Annotated in this window: 15 protein-coding genes and 1 pseudogene; 6 read left to right on the forward strand and 10 right to left on the reverse strand. The window is 58.6% G+C overall.

What is annotated here, in order from left to right:
• Positions 1-169 precede the first annotated feature (169 nt).
• Complete coding sequence (locus JFN91_RS19050; RefSeq protein ID WP_199390735.1) at positions 170-355, reverse strand: hypothetical protein; 186 nt, start codon at positions 353-355, stop codon at positions 170-172.
• 323 nt (positions 356-678) lie between these two features.
• Positions 679-822, reverse strand: a complete 144-nt coding sequence (locus JFN91_RS19055) for a hypothetical protein (protein ID WP_199390736.1) — start codon at positions 820-822, stop codon at positions 679-681.
• A gap of 171 nt (positions 823-993) precedes the next feature.
• Here JFN91_RS19055 and mobF point away from each other — a divergent pair, with 171 nt between their 5' ends.
• The 3 genes from mobF to JFN91_RS19070 all read left to right on the forward strand — a co-directional run bounded on the left by mobF (position 994) and on the right by JFN91_RS19070 (position 5,375).
• Entirely contained in the window at positions 994-4,188 is a 3,195-nt protein-coding gene (gene mobF, locus JFN91_RS19060) for a MobF family relaxase (RefSeq protein ID WP_199390737.1), read from the forward strand.
• A 270-nt stretch (positions 4,189-4,458) separates the two neighbouring features.
• Entirely contained in the window at positions 4,459-4,812 is a 354-nt protein-coding gene (locus JFN91_RS19065) for a hypothetical protein (protein ID WP_199390738.1), read from the forward strand.
• Between the two features lie 2 nt (positions 4,813-4,814).
• Positions 4,815-5,375 (forward strand): hypothetical protein, encoded by a 561-nt coding sequence (locus JFN91_RS19070; protein WP_199390739.1) that lies wholly within the window; start codon positions 4,815-4,817, stop codon positions 5,373-5,375.
• Between the two features lie 36 nt (positions 5,376-5,411).
• Here JFN91_RS19070 and yjjJ read toward each other — a convergent pair whose 3' ends face one another.
• The 4 genes from yjjJ to JFN91_RS19090 form a co-directional block, all read right to left on the reverse strand.
• Complete coding sequence (gene yjjJ, locus JFN91_RS19075; protein WP_199390740.1) at positions 5,412-6,770, reverse strand: type II toxin-antitoxin system HipA family toxin YjjJ; 1,359 nt, start codon at positions 6,768-6,770, stop codon at positions 5,412-5,414.
• Between the two features lie 138 nt (positions 6,771-6,908).
• Positions 6,909-8,150 carry a tyrosine-type recombinase/integrase gene (locus tag JFN91_RS19080; RefSeq protein ID WP_199390741.1) on the reverse strand — a complete coding sequence of 414 codons (1,242 nt, stop codon included), beginning with the start codon at positions 8,148-8,150 and terminating at the stop codon, positions 6,909-6,911.
• A 389-nt stretch (positions 8,151-8,539) separates the two neighbouring features.
• Entirely contained in the window at positions 8,540-8,947 is a 408-nt protein-coding gene (locus JFN91_RS22555; RefSeq protein ID WP_456237439.1) for a hypothetical protein, read from the reverse strand.
• 18 nt (positions 8,948-8,965) lie between these two features.
• On the reverse strand, positions 8,966-9,349 hold the full coding sequence (locus JFN91_RS19090) for a hypothetical protein (RefSeq protein WP_199390743.1): 384 nt from the start codon (positions 9,347-9,349) through the stop codon (positions 8,966-8,968).
• Between the two features lie 827 nt (positions 9,350-10,176).
• Between JFN91_RS19090 and JFN91_RS19095 the strand changes: the two genes are divergently transcribed.
• The gene (locus tag JFN91_RS19095; RefSeq protein ID WP_199390744.1) at positions 10,177-10,314 is read left to right on the forward strand and encodes an entericidin A/B family lipoprotein; all 138 of its coding nucleotides are present in this window, start codon (positions 10,177-10,179) and stop codon (positions 10,312-10,314) included.
• 205 nt (positions 10,315-10,519) lie between these two features.
• Here the strand turns inward: JFN91_RS19095 and JFN91_RS19100 are convergent, their stop codons facing one another.
• On the reverse strand, positions 10,520-10,915 hold the full coding sequence (locus tag JFN91_RS19100; protein WP_199390745.1) for a hypothetical protein: 396 nt from the start codon (positions 10,913-10,915) through the stop codon (positions 10,520-10,522).
• A gap of 306 nt (positions 10,916-11,221) precedes the next feature.
• Between JFN91_RS19100 and JFN91_RS22115 the strand changes: the two are divergent.
• A pseudogene (locus tag JFN91_RS22115) lies at positions 11,222-11,473 on the forward strand (arsenic resistance protein); the annotation flags it as partial.
• A 109-nt stretch (positions 11,474-11,582) separates the two neighbouring features.
• Positions 11,583-12,875, forward strand: coding sequence for a DUF2029 domain-containing protein (locus JFN91_RS19110; RefSeq protein ID WP_199390746.1), 1,293 nt, complete (start codon positions 11,583-11,585; stop codon positions 12,873-12,875).
• Between the two features lie 62 nt (positions 12,876-12,937).
• Here JFN91_RS19110 and JFN91_RS19115 read toward each other — a convergent pair whose 3' ends face one another.
• The 3 genes from JFN91_RS19115 to JFN91_RS19125 form a co-directional block, all read right to left on the reverse strand.
• Positions 12,938-13,216: a hypothetical protein gene (locus tag JFN91_RS19115; protein ID WP_199390747.1), complete on the reverse strand. Its 279-nt coding sequence runs from the start codon at positions 13,214-13,216 to the stop codon at positions 12,938-12,940.
• Between the two features lie 54 nt (positions 13,217-13,270).
• Positions 13,271-13,558, reverse strand: coding sequence for a hypothetical protein (locus JFN91_RS19120; RefSeq protein ID WP_199390748.1), 288 nt, complete (start codon positions 13,556-13,558; stop codon positions 13,271-13,273).
• 122 nt (positions 13,559-13,680) lie between these two features.
• The gene (locus tag JFN91_RS19125) at positions 13,681-14,505 is read right to left on the reverse strand and encodes a mechanosensitive ion channel family protein (RefSeq protein ID WP_199390749.1); all 825 of its coding nucleotides are present in this window, start codon (positions 14,503-14,505) and stop codon (positions 13,681-13,683) included.
• Positions 14,506-14,651 lie beyond the last annotated feature (146 nt).

Raw genomic sequence — 14,651 nt, forward strand, 5'->3', positions numbered from 1 at the left:
TTTTCTTGGTCCCACCATCTTTGCCATTTCCGACACCTCCGTTTGGTTGAGGTGTCTACATTAGCGGGGGAGCTTCCGTCCTGGTCTACGCGCTTGGTTGGGACATCTTCTTCCTACTTATCAATTTATCAATGCCCGGCCCCACCTTTCCCCGGTACCACCCGTTAAGTCACCTAAACGTGAGCCACAATTGAATTACTGATGCTCCGGTTTGAACGATAGCAAGAATAACGGCAGCCCAAGTAAGCCGGGTCATGACTATTGACTGCTTATCTGTTGAATTCGTTTGCGCTTCAATTGCTTTTTTCAAGCCAGCCAAAGCACTTAATTGTGGTCCAAGATCAAAATGGCCCATATATCATTCCTTTTTTTACCTAATTTTTATTTTTTGCGACTGCCGTTGAAGGTGCGCTCCAAATAAGCCAACAACGTCAACTACGTTCCTCTAGCACCTTTGTCCAACGAGGTCGGCCATAACCGGCGCGTAGTTATGCATCAAGTTAGTCGTCAATGTATGGTCGCTTGTTTATGATTTGATAAAGGTCTCTTTTTATTCCTTTGCAAAAATGTTGAATATTAAAAAGCAATATCGATATCACTATTAAAATCGCAAATATTGCATACTCCATTGTTTTACCTCCTGTGGTTAATGGGGCAACTTGTTAGCTTTTCTCGTTTTCAGGTAGGGTTCTCCACCGTCTTAAGCCTGACGCCGCGCTCCTCGTCGTAACGATACCGGACGTAGAGCAGCGCAGCGCCGTACTTCTCCACCAGATGCTTCGTCCCTCTCTGCCCGGGCTTGAGGTTCAGGCGCGATTTCATGTCTCCCCCTGGCGGGCGCAGCATAGCACGCAAGGTTAATGAATAACAATAATAATCTACCCCTGCGGCACCCATTGGAATACCCTCGCTGTTTGTTAAAGTTTGCCAATGCCGTATAGGGCTTTGGAGTACACTCTATCAGCTTTTGGAACGGTGGATGGAGATCCAGCGATGATGTCGGTATCACCGGGGATGGCTGCAGGGCAGGCGGGCGGGTACTTCTCCAGGGAGGATTACTACCTGCGGGGCATCGATAACGAGGGGGCGAGCCTCTGGTACGGCCGTGGGGCGCAGGCCCTGGGACTCGACGGCCCGGTCGGGGAACAGGAGTTCCGGGCCCTGTGCCGCGGGGAGGACTTGCAGGGAAACCGCATCGTCGCCCCCAAGCTGACCCGGGACCGGGAGAGCGGTTTGCCCGTCGAGACGCACCGGGCAGGCAACGACTGCACCTTCTCCGCTCCCAAGTCGGTCTCCATCGCCTATGCCGCAGGGGTGAACGGCGTCAGGGAGGCACACGACGCGGCGGTGCTCTCGGTTCTGTCACACATGGAGGAACATTACTCCCATTACCGTAGCCCCGAGGGTATCAGGTGCGGCGGCATGGTGGCGGCCAAGTTCGACCACGCCACCTCCCGTAACGTCGACCCGCAGCTCCACTCCCACGTCTTCGTGGTGAACGCGGTGCACACCGGGGACGGGATCTTCAGGGCAAACGAGCCCAAGGCCATCTTCCAGGACCAGAAGTCCCTGGGGCTCTTGTACCGGCAGGAACTCACCCGCGAACTTTCCGAGCGGGGCTTCGGGGTGGAGGTGCGGGACCGCGCGCAGATGTTCATCGAGTTGAAGGGGATCTCCCCGCAGCTCGTCGAGCACTTCTCCTCCCGGCGTCTCGCCATCGAGGAGCAGGTGGAGCGCTGGAGGACTGCGGGGAGGTTTGCAGAGGTGCCCCACGCACGGCTCTACGAGATGGCGGTTCTGGAGAGCCGGGACCCCAAGCGCAGCATCACCAGGGAGGAAGTGACCCGGATCTTCGAGCGGGGGTTCGAGGAGTGCGGCACCTCTTTTGCCCAGGTGAAGCGGGAGCTGGAACGTGGCCGGGAGCTTGCCATCTCCCGCACCGCTCCCGAAGCCTCGCGCGTGGTGGAGCTCGCGGTCCGGGATCTCACCGAGCGCGAGGCGGTGCTGGACCGGGCGCGCCTTCTGGACCAGGCGGTCCTGATCTCCGGGGGGGAGCACTCCGTTGCCGAGCTGAACCTCGCCATCGACGGCGGGATTCCCGAAGTGCGGCGGCTCGGGCGCGACGCGCGGGGACGGGAGCTCTACACCACGCGGGAGATGCTGCAGCTGGAGTCCCGGAACCTGGAGAGGATCAGGGAATTTCCTCCCTTTCAGAGTGTCGCGCGCGTCCCGGAGGTTGAGGCGTACCTGGAGCTTTGGCAGGAGGAAAGGGGCGTCCGGCTGACGGCCGGACAGAAAGCCGAGGTTCTCCTGGAACTGACCGGGGGCCGCGGCGTCGCCCTCACCATCGGGGATCCGGGGACCGCCAAGACTTCGACCCTGGAGATCGTCGAGCGCTTCAACGAGGAGGTATTGCGCCCGGAGGGGAGGGAGCATCTCTCCGTCAACCTCTCCTACACCGGAAAGGCGGCCCGGGAGTTATCCCTCGCCACCGGGAGGCCCTCCCTCACCATCAACAGTTTCGAAAATGGGAATCCGGCTTCCAAATTTGCCCTGCAGAGGCAAAACGGGGAGCCCCCCATGCTGGACATCTTGGGTGAAAAAATTCTCATCCCTGAAGGGCGGGAGGCACAGGTGGTGCTCCGGGTGGACGAGGCGGGCTTTCTGGGCGCGAGGCAGGCGGAGCGTCTGCTCGACGTGGCGGATGAGCTGCGGCAAAGGGGCCTCAAGGTGAAGCTCCACCTCCTCGGGGACCCGAAGCAGATGCAGGGGATCCAGGCCGGGGACCTGCTCGACCAGGTGCGGGAGCTGGGGCTCAATCGGGAGGTCGACTACGCGCACCTGACCGAGATCCTGAGGCAGCGCGACCCGGGGCTTCTGGAGATCGCCAGGGGACTGAACCGGGAGGACCGCGAGCTTGCCGTGAACGCGAGGGAGGCGCTCCGCTCCCTGGAAAGGCGACAGGAGGTGCTGGAGAACCCCGACCCCGTTGAGCTACGCCGGGCCGCCGTGGAGCACTACCTGGAGGAGAGCCGGAAGCTCTCGCGCATCCCCGAGCGGGCGGCTGTGGGAGAGACGCAGCAGGTGCTCCTGGTGACGACGACCAACGAGGCGCGCAGGGATCTGAACCGCGAGATCCGTCGGGCACGCGTCACGGGACGCGAGATCGAGGAGGGGAGGAGTTTCCCGGTACTGACACCGGTGCGCCAGGGGCTCACCGTCGAGGGGTACCAGCTCGGGGACACGCTGCACTTTTCCGGCGAGCGGACCGGGGACGGGCGGACGGTCGCCTGGGGTGCCCGGTTGCACGCCGAGGGAAAGGTGGTCGGGCTCGACCGGGAGCGCAACCTGGTGCGGGTCGACTTGTCCTTCGAGACCCTGGACCGGCAACGGCGCAAGGTGGTCCGCGAGGTGACCAAGGAGTTCTCCGCCGCAGAGCTGCCGGGACGGACCACCCTGTTACGGGAGGAGGAGCGGAGCTTTTCGATTGGGGACCGGATCGTCACGCTGAAAAACGACCGGGGACTCGGGGTGCAAAACGGCTCGCTCGGGGTGGTACGGGAGATCGATGCCACCGGGCGGATGCGGGTCGACCTGGAGGGGCGCGAGGTGACGCTCGACCTGGACAAGTACCGGCACCTCGATCACGCCTACGCGGTCACCATCCAGAAGAGCCAGGGGGCGACGGTGGAACACTCCATCCTGTACGCACCGGTACGTCCGAGAAAAGGGGTGGAGCTGGAGCCGGGAAACGAGCTCGGGGAATGCTACGGGCGCATGAGCTACAACGCGCTCAACGTCGCCGTCACCCGGGCACGATTCGCGACCCGCGTCTTCACCAACTCCATCGAGGATCTGGAGCTGTCGGTGGAGTTCGTCGACGGCAAGAGTTCCACGCTCGACAAAGCGAGGGAACCGGTGCGGGAGATCACGCGCGCTCAGCATAGGGGCATCGACGGACCGGAGCACGATCTGCACAGGAGCATCGGAGACCTGAAGCGGGTCATGCTGAACCGTGGGGACGGGGTGCGCAAGGCTCCCTCGCTCGAACATGTCGCTGCGCTCGTGCGTGCTCCGGGGCTGAGAATTCCGGAGCAGGTGCTGCAGGTCAGGCAGGTGCAGAAGGTGGTGGAGCGGCAGCTGGAGTTGAAGCTCCCGAAGCTTCCCGGCATGGGCTTTAAGATCTGAGTGCAGGGAGGTTCCGGGGAGCTGCGGTGCGCTTTACCTTCGTGCCGGCAGCGGTCAGGCGGGCCTCGCTTCGCTCGGCTGATTTTCCTTTCACACCACACGCAGCCCTTCGGGCTGCGCCGCGCGTCCGCTTCGCGAAATCCCCTGTGCTTTCGCGCCGGACGGCGTGGGACGCTCTGGCGCCAGAAAGGGTGAAACTGCTGGAAAACCGGGAGTTTGCCTGGCACCACGCCGTCCGCCGTCGTCCGGCGCACAAAGAAGGAGCCCGCCATGGCCAAAACAAGCGTCCGGCTGCCGCCGGAAATCTGTAAAAAACTGGAGAGCGAGGTGCGCAAACTTGGTGAGATCGGAGGCGGGACGGTAACGGTTTCGGAGCTGATCCGGGCGTGCATCGTCGAGCATTTTCCCGAAATTTCCACCCGCGCCCGGAAGGAAAAAACCTCCCTGGCCGAGTTGCGGGACGAGATTTCCCAACTGAAGGATCGCCACATTCTCCTGGCGCGGGATGTGGAAAATCTGGTGCAGACCCTTTCCGAGGTGCTGCCGCTTTTGGCCACGCGCGAGCAGGTCGATTCGCTCACCGACGGCATAGCGGCTGTCCTCAGGTCGGCCAAGGTGAGGTGAACATGGACGGAAAATCCCCCAAGGACAAGTTGCTCGATGCCTGCGGCGTGCACGATACCCGGGTCCCCTCGCCGCCGCCCAAGGATCAGGAGAGCAGGAAATATTACCAGGCCCTGCTGGACCGGGCGGAAAACGCCTCGGCCTGGGCACAACAGGCGCAGGATCAGACCGAGCGGTCCTACCGGAGACTGAACGACTATCTCCTCAAGGACCTGCCACCTCAACTGGTGCGGGCATTTGGAGAAGTGGCGCAACAGGAGATCGCCTGCACCTTGCGCCCTCTCCAGGACAGCCTCGGTAAGGAAGCGGCGCGGATCGATTCCTGCGCGGAAGAACTGGCCCGGATGTCCCTGAACTGGCGCCTCATGCTGGTTGCGGTCGCGGTGGGAATCGCCACCGTTACTCTCGGCGCGGTGATGGTGCGCTACACCCTTTTGGACAGCTATTTCGAGGAGGAAAAGCGCTACGAGATCTGGGGGCGCGACGTGGCGGCCAGGCTGGAAAAGTCTTCGCCCAAGGAGCGGGAACGGATCCTCAAGTGGGTCCGTGGGGGGCCGCTTTGATTCTTTTTCCCAGGTGGTTCACCCCCTCCCGGAAGACTAAACCACCAGACGCGGCCCCGAAGCCAGGGCCTTAAGCTTCTCAAGGTTCGACCGGCAGAAGCCTCGGAACTCTTCCGAAATGCGGGGCTCCTCAACCGTCCGCTCCCAGAAAAGGAGGGCCCGGGCGAGCGCCGAGGCGTAGGCCTCGGGAGCACCGGAAGCGAAGCCGGGAGGGGTAAAAGTGCGGGTAAGCAGCACGCCGTCAAGTGGGCGGTAGAGCATCGGGAGCATGTCATAGGCCGGCGCCAGCCGGAAGCCCCCCGTCTCCACCGGGACCAGGGAGACGTTGCCGAAGTGCTGGTCGGTGTTCGCGATCAAGTCCCCGAAGACGGAGAGCCAGCGGAGGTTGGCCGCGTCCCCTGCGGGGAGTCGACCATCCCCTTCCATCCTCCGGGCGGCCAGGACCCAGCTGTCCTGATGACCGTAGAACTCGTTGTCGACGGCCCTTAGGGAAACCATCGGCAGACGCCCGAACCTGCCGGTCCGGTCGAAGCGCTCCACTTCCAGAAACACCCGGTTATCCGCCTGCAAAAGGTGGGTGCGCGCCGCGGAAATCCCCGTTTCCGAAACGACCTCCAGCGCAAGATGCTCGCAGACTAGGAGGTCGGCCCAACGTCTCCCCTCGAGCGAGTCCAGGGGGGGAGAGAACTTCACCAGGACATGCCGAGCCGCTCCGTCGCGCTCGACAACGGCGGTGAACTTCGGGTGCTCGCCCCCCGCCGATGAGCCTGGCGGCTGTCCTTCCATGGCGAGGCGGGCCATGCCCGGGTAGGCATCCGGGAGCTCGTCGGGGCGAAGCGGCGCCTGAGGTTCCCGGACCGAGCGGAAGTAGCGCTCCAGGGACTCCTCGCCGATGACCAGGTCGCCCATGCAGTCCTCGCCGCGGCGTGCCAGGGCGATGAGCACGTGGTCGTCCTGCCAGTCGTTGCCGCGGGGGGGCAGTGCCAGTTCCTCGTGCAGCCTCATAACGAAGGAGCGTCCCACGAACCCCTCGGGGCGCAGATCAGAGAGGAACCAGGGGAGGCTTTTGTATTGTTCGGGGGGGGCTCCCTCCGGCCGCCACAGGTACTGATCCCTGGCTATGGCGTCGAGGACGCCGAAACGGCGGGCGTTTCCCTCGGCGTCGATCCGGTAGACGGGGAACTCGCCCCCCAGGCCGCGCAGGTCGCGCCGCGTGGTGTAGCGCCGTGAGCGCGCCTGACCGATGGCGACGACGCGGCTCCCGAGGCTCGCGATGAGGCGGGAGACGGTGGGCTGGCTTAGCTCCAGTCGCTTCTGGATCTCCTCCGAGCTGAAGACGCCGGAGGAGAGATAGAGCAGAAGGCGGTCGGTATAGTCTGATCTGGTGCGGGACATGGGTTGCCTGGCCTGGTGAATAGATTTGTGAATAGATTTATCTCACAGATATGACATAAATACAACAGGTTAAGTTGTAAATGTTCGGCTGGATGAATATTAAGAAGGAATTGGTGGCGAGATCGCGCCTCTAGCGGGTCATTCCTGCACCAACCGGGGCTTACGCACGATGGATAGCACCTTCGAGGTGTCGCGACCGGTCGTGATGCTGATCAGCTTGCGCGCCCACGCCTCCAGCGCCGCCTGTTTCTCCCGGTCGTAAGAGTAGCGGTTGTAGACATGCCCCACCCCCTGCTTTTGCCTGGTGATGTGGTTCTGCAGCCGGTCGATCAGCTCCCCCGAGAACCCCATCTCGGCCCAGCAGGTAGCGGCGCTGCGCCTCAGGTCGTGCGGGACGAAGTAGGCTACCTTGAGCCTGTCCTCCGCCCTGCTCTCCGGGGTGTGGGGGAGGCACCCCTTGATCGCGCTGGTAAGTGTCCTTACTTCGAGGGATTTCCCCGGATTGGCCGGCGATGGGAAAACGTACCCTTCGCCCTCTCCGATCAGCTCCTTTGCCAGCGGGGTCAGGAATACCCGGTGCGCCTGCTTGTTCTTGGAGCGTTCCGTCGGAATGGTCCACCAGTCGTCGTTGATCTCCCTGGTGTGCATGCCGATCACCTCTCCCGGACGCTGTCCCGTCACCAGGATCAATTTCAGGCAGCGGCAGACGTTGTCGGACATGCCGGAGGTTTCCAGGTTTTTCCACAAGGTCCGGATCTCCTCCCAGGACAGGGCTCTCTCCCTCGACGTCTCCCGCTCCGGCCGGTCCATGCCCATAAACGGGTTCGTCTCGATCACGTCCCGCTTCACCGCGTAGCTGAACATCTTCCGGGTATACGCGAGCACCCGGTTCGCCATGACCGGCGCCCCACGGTCGGCGATTTCGTCGAGGATCACCACCAGGTCGCGCCGCCTGATGTCACTGATCTTGCGCCTGTCCCACTGGGGCAGCAGGTTGACTTTGAGGGCCCGCTCGATCTCCTTCCACCCCCGGTTATGGAGTTTCGCGTGGCGCTCGATGTACTCTTTGATGAATTCGGCGACGAAGGGGGTGCGCCTGCGGTCGATGGCGTTTTGCATCCGTTCGCCCAGGGGGTCCTTCCCTTCATCCAGCTTCTTCCTCGCGGCCGTCAACCGTTTTCGCGCCTCGGAAAGGGACACAGTCGGATAATCGCCCAGGCGCATAAAGCGGCGCTTGCCGTCGAAACGGTACAAGTAGAAGAAGACCTTGGCCCCGGTGGCAAAGACCCGGATGCCGAAACCCTCGCCTTCACCTTCCCGGACATCTTCCAGGCGTTTCTCGGTTTTCAGGTTGCGGACATAGACATCGGTGAATTTCATGGCCTCTCTCATGCCGATTCGGTTGGTGATCCGCTTAATCCGACTTAGTATGGTCTCTAGTATGGTCTTTATGCAAGCGAAATATGCTGCGAATACCCGTCGTTGCTAGGTTTAGTATGGTCTCTAGTATGGTCTCTATTGGCCTCGCTGGAGCTGAAACGAGTTGAACTGAGCTGAAACGGCAGACGCCTAAAAAATAGGCTAAATATTTGCAATCATTATTGTTTATGAGATATGATGAACCGAATTGAAACGCCCTGAAATGGCTGGAAAGTGGCTAATTTCTGACTCGAAATCAGGTGTACCGAAAGGTACCTAGGGTTCGAATCCCTATCTCTCCGCCATTAATAGAAAGGCCAGTCACAGCGACTGGCCTTTCTTGCGTTTATCTATTTCTCCTCGATCCTCCCCCCACTTAAAAGCTCCTTGCAATGACCCATCCTAATCAAGTTGTTTATTAATCGAAGTTTCAACTTAACTGTGAGTATTATTTTGGTTATAATGAAGAAAGTCGTGTCAGTAGGTATCGCATTATGGGTGAGGTAACTAGAGAATGAAGTGTGGGTCTCGCAGGCCCCAGGAAAGGAGAGTACGATGAAGCGGAAAATAGCTGCTGCTGTAGCCGTTATCCTCGCCTGCATGTGGACCCTTACCGGGTGCCACACGGTCAAAGGCTTTGGCGAGGACCTGCAAAGCGGCGGAAGAGCCCTTGAAAGGGCGTCCGGGAGATAATCCCAAGGCCGGTGCATACCACCGGCCTTTTCTTTTGCCACCGGCCTTGGCAACCTCGTGCTCATGATCCGGGGCTGCTACTGTCAAAACCTTTGCAGCATCGCGATCCCGACAGTAGTGCCGGTTGTGGATGTGTGCCGCACAACCGGCGCCAGCATGTACTTGTCGGTTACTGCGGCGCCAACTGCCGCGCCCACCGTGTGACATGTGACATCCAGCAGGGAGCTTGAAAACGATTCTCCGCCCGCCATCTGTATCCCTTCGCCAATCACGACACTGGCCGTACTGACTATGAAACCGATGAGCGCCCGGTTCTCGGGCCAATATTTGTCTGCTACGGTGGCTGTCACAGCACCGGCAACGAGACCTCCGCCTACAAAATGCGCCGCTTCGCCAACTTCATTGATCGCCAGTGCAGGCGCGGTAAACAGAAGTGAAAATGCAATTACCGCTTTGACTGCTCTCATCGCGCCCCCCCCTGTTTACGGGAATCACACAGTCGCAAAATCTCGCATTCATTCAACCTGCTATTATATTTTCTTGTACAGCTACTTGCCGCTTTGTCAATTGTGGTCTCATTTTGTTCCCCCACCGGTTGCACATCGCAGCCCGGAAGACTGCACGCGTGAACCTCAGTGGACGCATTCAGAAGATTTTGCGCTACGCGACGGTGATGGCGGATGAAAACGATCTCACGGCTCTGGTCAGTTCAGGTGTTGTCATCTACAAGACCAGGAAGAAAGCCCGCAGGACGGCAAAACCCGTTCAGTCCTAAGCTGCACCAGGTGGTAACGACCACCTGATCATCACCAGCTGCACGACAGCCCCAGTTGATAAACTACACCCACTTTTACACCGCCGAAGAGGGACAAGCTATAATGAGAATCTCGGTGTCAATGACTACGACCTGCTTTAAATTGAACAGGACCATGTTTAAAATAACTCTGACCTCATTTAATTTGAACCAGACGAACTTTAAGATAAACATGATCTGACCCATTTATAACTGCGGTCTTACTTTTTTAATCACGACCTCGTAGCGCTTACCTGCCACCCGCTATAAATTCCAACCGGTCAACTCGCGCATAACTGCCTCGTTGCAGATTTCATTGCGACCTCCCGCAATTTACCTACGATGGCGTCCCAATTACATGCCATGCCGCAAAACCTAACGGCACCCCACTTGGCTTCGTTTCCAGAGAGGGTTTGCGATCTTTGTGCGCCCATGATAACATTAGTGGTCACCAATGCAGCAAAGAGGGTGCTTCTGCTAACGGCGGAAAAGGAGGACATCATGAAACGCAAAATCGCAACTGCAGTAATGCTTACTCTGACCAGCATCTGGGCCCTTGCTGGTTGCCACACCGTGAAGGGGGTCGGCCAGGATATGCAAAGCGGCGGCAAGGCCATCGAGAATTCTTCCGGGCGATAGGCGATACGTTGTCTTACACCGAAAAGAAAAGGCCAGTCTCGCGAGACTGGCCTTTTTCTGTAGATCTACTCAACTCAGAGCCCTTCCCCGAAGGGGGGGACTGGCTCCGCCAGGTGCCTGTCCCCTTAGGCTTGGGCAAGGGGGCTGGGCGGATAGAGCGTACCGCTAGAGGGACAGGCACCTACAGGAGCCAGTCCCTTCTGCCTCACTTTTCCACTTCACGCGCGACTCTCCCGCGGATGGCGAAGGCCAGACGGGCCAGACGGCGGTGCGGGTAACTGGGGTCGACGATCGGTATCCCCTCCTTGCAGGTCACCAATCCCTCCTCCTGGGCCCTTTCAAAACAGTCGTGGGCGGCGTTTCGCAGGGTGTCGAAAAAGAAAATGGACGAGATCATGGCATTGTAACAGGTAACGCCCAGCACCTCGTGGGACATGAGCCCGCTGACGTACCCCCCCAGCGCCACCAAGGCGACGTAGGGAGCACTCACCAACGCCGTGTAGAAGATGAGCGTCGCCCGCGCCCGGATCGCTTCCTTGGTGAGCCGCACTCCTTCCCATGGATCCTCTTCGTCGTAATCATAGTAATCGCGTTCGCGCACGGCAGCCTCCTGCGACTCCAAAAGCGGGTCAGTCCGCCCCGGTAGGTTTACGAATTATCTCCAAAGTAAAATTCCCTGTCAATGGGCGGCGGGTGCGCCCGTCGGGCAAGGTCTGCGACAATGGGGAAACTACATAATAAGTTCGCCACTCACCATTCTTGGCGTGGCTGTGATTATCGTCCTGCCACTGCAACATTGACCACATTACGATTCACATATATAGTCGCAGACGTGACTACCGGTCAAGTAGGGAGGCAAAGAGTAAGCGAACATATTTCCAGCAAATTGTCCTTCCTGAACCGTTGACTGACCCTATGGATTTTTGCTGCTATGATCCTGGGGGTGTCCATCGGCTACCTGGTTCCGGGGGGGAATCCTTCATCAACAGCCTGGGTCATCGGGCCGGCACTGATGTTCGTGCTCGCCATCGTCTTCCTCCCGGACAAGCCGGAGTACCTGGTGGGCTTCATCATGATCGGCCTGGCACGCTGCATCGCCATGGTGATCGTGTGGAATGAGTTGGCCAAGGGGAACACGGAGTACGCGGCGGGGCTGGTGGTCCCGCAAGTAGGGATTCCCGGGACTGCAGGGAGTGTACGATCCGCAAGCATCGTGCAATTCTGCCAGTGCCTCCGCAAAGCCTGAACACACTTTGACAGGAGTGGTAATGAAGAGAGTGACATGGGCGCTCATCGCCATAATACTCGTGTGTGGCAGTTACTCGGCGTGGGACAAATACGAAACGTCTATCGCTACCGATTTTTACCAAATGTGGGGGATTGGCAGGGCCATGAAAGCAAGCGACCACTCCTTGCCAACCCCTTATTCTGCAATAAGCCAGTACGGGAAAATTCTTGATGCGATAAGCGAAGCAACTCCAGACGAACGGCTGCAGGTTGCCAATAAAACAAATCACCAACTCTACGACTATGGGTTGGAACCGACGGCCACACCGCTACTCTTTACGCTTTTCGCACTTGCCCCGCAAGGTTATTCCCAGTCCTACGGCATGTTTCTGACTTGCAACCTTGCTCTGTTTGCTTTCTCCATAGTCCTTTTATTCAAGCGGTTTGATTCGTTGTCGACATTTTTGGTCCTGCTATTCGCCATTCTTCTATATGAGCCTTTTCGCTCTGACTTGAACCTTGGCAACCTCAACCTGTTTCAATTCAGTGCTGTTTCCATCGGGCTTTACTACTTCGAAAAGGTCAGATCCCGTGATGCTAGTTTTGCATCCCGTGGCATTTTCCTGGCTTTAATCGCATTTGGCGCCCTCATCAAGCCGAACCTCGCACTGATTGCCATTACCTTTGCGGCACCACTTTTATTACTTAATCGACGAGACGAAACCATCAGATTACTGGCCACATTCGTCACTTCGGTTTTTATATTGTTGGCAACACCCTGTATATATTTCAAATCCTTTAGCGTATGGAGCCATTGGCTGCAATACATCACGACTCCAGGCAAGCTTAATTTCGGCTTATTCAGCGGGAATTTGTCCACTACTGCAGTTATCGCTTTCGTTTCAGGGCAGCCGTCAGACAGCATTAAAATTGTTGCCCTGGTGCTGTGTGCGATATTAGGCATTGTTGCAATGTTCTGCTCCACACACCGGTCACTCCGGTGTCTGCTTGGCTGCTCCGATGCAAGCATCGCAATTGCGATGATAGTGACTTTAGCTATCTCGCCCCTGGTCTGGTGGCATTATTACTTGATACTGTTGGTCCCGATCATTTGGCTCGTTAACGTCAGGCCAAGATTCTCAATACACTCCGCTTTAGCTGTACTGTCGCTGCTGCTGGCTTCTAACATAGTATCGCTCTTCGACAGGAACCTGTACTTGTATAACGTCTACATAGTCCCTAGCTGCTGGATCCCCCTATTGATCGGCGTACTACTGACATGTCGAGCGCAAGCTCAATGCACACAATCTCCCCCGCCTCCCGGAATTTCCTGATGAACCAATAAAAAAGGGGCACCCGGTGGGATGCCCCTTCTCTGCTCTGCCAGGAGAGACGCCTACTTACCGCCGAGCGCCGTCTTCACCTTCTTCAGGGTGTCGATGTTCTTCTGCAGGCCGCTCACGTTCTTCTCCATCTCGGTAATGGTGGTGCCCAGTTGGGCCACGCTGCCGATCACGCCGCCGCTGCCGGTCGCCCGCTGCAGCAGTTCGCTCCCCAGGTCTCCCATCTTGGCGTTGGCCCTGTGCTCGGTAATCGAGCCGCTGAGATACCCTGCCACGAAGACCACGGCAAAGGCCGCGACCCGCAAGCTGTAGACGACGCTTTTCTCTTTCATGTCAGCACCTCCCTGATGGTCCACTCACTGTGCACGGCACGGCCCCTTGCCGGCCTACTTTTTCTTATCCTTCTTCTCCGGCTTGGCGGCACCGTCCTTGGCCTCGATGCTGGCAGCTTTCATGCTGTACATGATGGTAACCTTGCTGCCGACCTTCACATCACCGGTCACCTTGGTGTCCTTGTCCTTGGCGATCTGCCACTTCTCGCTCCCCTTCTGAACTACGATCATGTCGTCCTTTACTTCCAGTACCGGACCGGTCACCTGGTAGGTCTTGGGGGCTGCATAGACAGTACTGGCGGCAAGCAAAGTGATTCCCGTTAAAGCTGCGACAAGTTTCATACTGTTTCCTCCTTGATGGTGGTGAACTCTGGAACGCTAAATTGATAACAGCTTCCCGGGGCAAGTCAAACCGCGACGGCGGCCACACCGATACTCCGCGCCCCTGGGATCGACGTGGGCCATCAGCAGGCAAACTGCTTTTGCAGCATAACCGTCTGTACCGGCATAGGCGCCGGGAAGCCCGCGGCGGCGAGACTCTCCCGGATCATCTTGTTCCCGTCAAAGTAGACCTGCCAGTAATGGTCATTGTGGCAGAAAGGGCGCACCGCCAGCACCGGCCCGAGCAGGGTGAATTCCAGAATTTCCACCTGCACTTGTGGGTCGGGCAGGACGTTGGCTACCTGGGCGAGCTTCTCCCGCAAAAGAAGCATGGCGGCCACGTGATCGGCCTCCCCGGAAAGTTGGCACTTCATTTCGACGCGCCGGAACGCGTTGGTCGAGAAGTTCTGGATGGTATCGCTGAAGATCTTGTTGTTACCGACCATGGCGAGGACGTTGTCCGGCGTGTTGATGGAGGTGATGAACAGCCCGATCTCCTTGATGGTGCCGGTCACCCCTGCGGCGGTGACGAAATCGCCGACCTTGAAAGGATGCAGCACGATGAGAAAGATCCCAGCGGCGAGGTTGGCGAGCAGGCCGCCCCAAGCGGCGCCTATCGCGATGCCGACACCGGCAACCAAGGCTGCAAAAGTGGTGGTCTGAATGCCGCAGTAGCCGAGGATGGCGACCACCAACACGATGTTCAAGGTGACGGAAACGAAGTTGCCGATGTATCGCATCAGGGTTGGGTCGACCTTCTGTCTCTCCAGTACCCCCTGCAGCATGCGTCCGACCATGCCGATGAGCCAACGCCCCACGAGCCAGAACAGGATTACTGCAACAAGTTTCGTTCCGTACTCCGTGGCATAGGTCACGGCGAGTTGCTGATACTGCCCCACGTTGTCCATAGTTCCTCCTTAGAAGCTGTGGCTGCCTCAGTACTTCCACGTTTTATCCGCTGTAACAGCTTAGAAAGCATGTCCAGTTTACACTCTAAGGCCTGTTTTACAACCCGACGTGATTAGTGTTGCTCACCGGCTATGTCAGGGCCATA

Source organism: Geomonas anaerohicana, assembly GCF_016458305.1.
GTDB lineage: Bacteria > Desulfobacterota > Desulfuromonadia > Geobacterales > Geobacteraceae > Geomonas > Geomonas anaerohicana.

What these genes read in the sequence shown, in the direction of transcription:
- JFN91_RS19050 (WP_199390735.1), bottom strand. Translation starts at nt 355, where the DNA reads ATGGGCCATTTTGATCTTGGACCACAATTAAGTGCTTTGGCTGGCTTG.
- JFN91_RS19055 (WP_199390736.1), bottom strand. Translation starts at nt 822, where the DNA reads ATGAAATCGCGCCTGAACCTCAAGCCCGGGCAGAGAGGGACGAAGCAT.
- mobF (WP_199390737.1), top strand. Translation starts at nt 994, where the DNA reads ATGATGTCGGTATCACCGGGGATGGCTGCAGGGCAGGCGGGCGGGTAC.
- JFN91_RS19065 (WP_199390738.1), top strand. Translation starts at nt 4,459, where the DNA reads ATGGCCAAAACAAGCGTCCGGCTGCCGCCGGAAATCTGTAAAAAACTG.
- JFN91_RS19070 (WP_199390739.1), top strand. Translation starts at nt 4,815, where the DNA reads ATGGACGGAAAATCCCCCAAGGACAAGTTGCTCGATGCCTGCGGCGTG.
- yjjJ (WP_199390740.1), bottom strand. Translation starts at nt 6,770, where the DNA reads ATGTCCCGCACCAGATCAGACTATACCGACCGCCTTCTGCTCTATCTC.
- JFN91_RS19080 (WP_199390741.1), bottom strand. Translation starts at nt 8,150, where the DNA reads ATGAAATTCACCGATGTCTATGTCCGCAACCTGAAAACCGAGAAACGC.
- JFN91_RS22555 (WP_456237439.1), bottom strand. Translation starts at nt 8,947, where the DNA reads ATGAGCACGAGGTTGCCAAGGCCGGTGGCAAAAGAAAAGGCCGGTGGT.
- JFN91_RS19090 (WP_199390743.1), bottom strand. Translation starts at nt 9,349, where the DNA reads ATGAGAGCAGTCAAAGCGGTAATTGCATTTTCACTTCTGTTTACCGCG.
- JFN91_RS19095 (WP_199390744.1), top strand. Translation starts at nt 10,177, where the DNA reads ATGAAACGCAAAATCGCAACTGCAGTAATGCTTACTCTGACCAGCATC.
- JFN91_RS19110 (WP_199390746.1), top strand. Translation starts at nt 11,583, where the DNA reads ATGAAGAGAGTGACATGGGCGCTCATCGCCATAATACTCGTGTGTGGC.
- JFN91_RS19115 (WP_199390747.1), bottom strand. Translation starts at nt 13,216, where the DNA reads ATGAAAGAGAAAAGCGTCGTCTACAGCTTGCGGGTCGCGGCCTTTGCC.
- JFN91_RS19120 (WP_199390748.1), bottom strand. Translation starts at nt 13,558, where the DNA reads ATGAAACTTGTCGCAGCTTTAACGGGAATCACTTTGCTTGCCGCCAGT.
- JFN91_RS19125 (WP_199390749.1), bottom strand. Translation starts at nt 14,505, where the DNA reads ATGGACAACGTGGGGCAGTATCAGCAACTCGCCGTGACCTATGCCACG.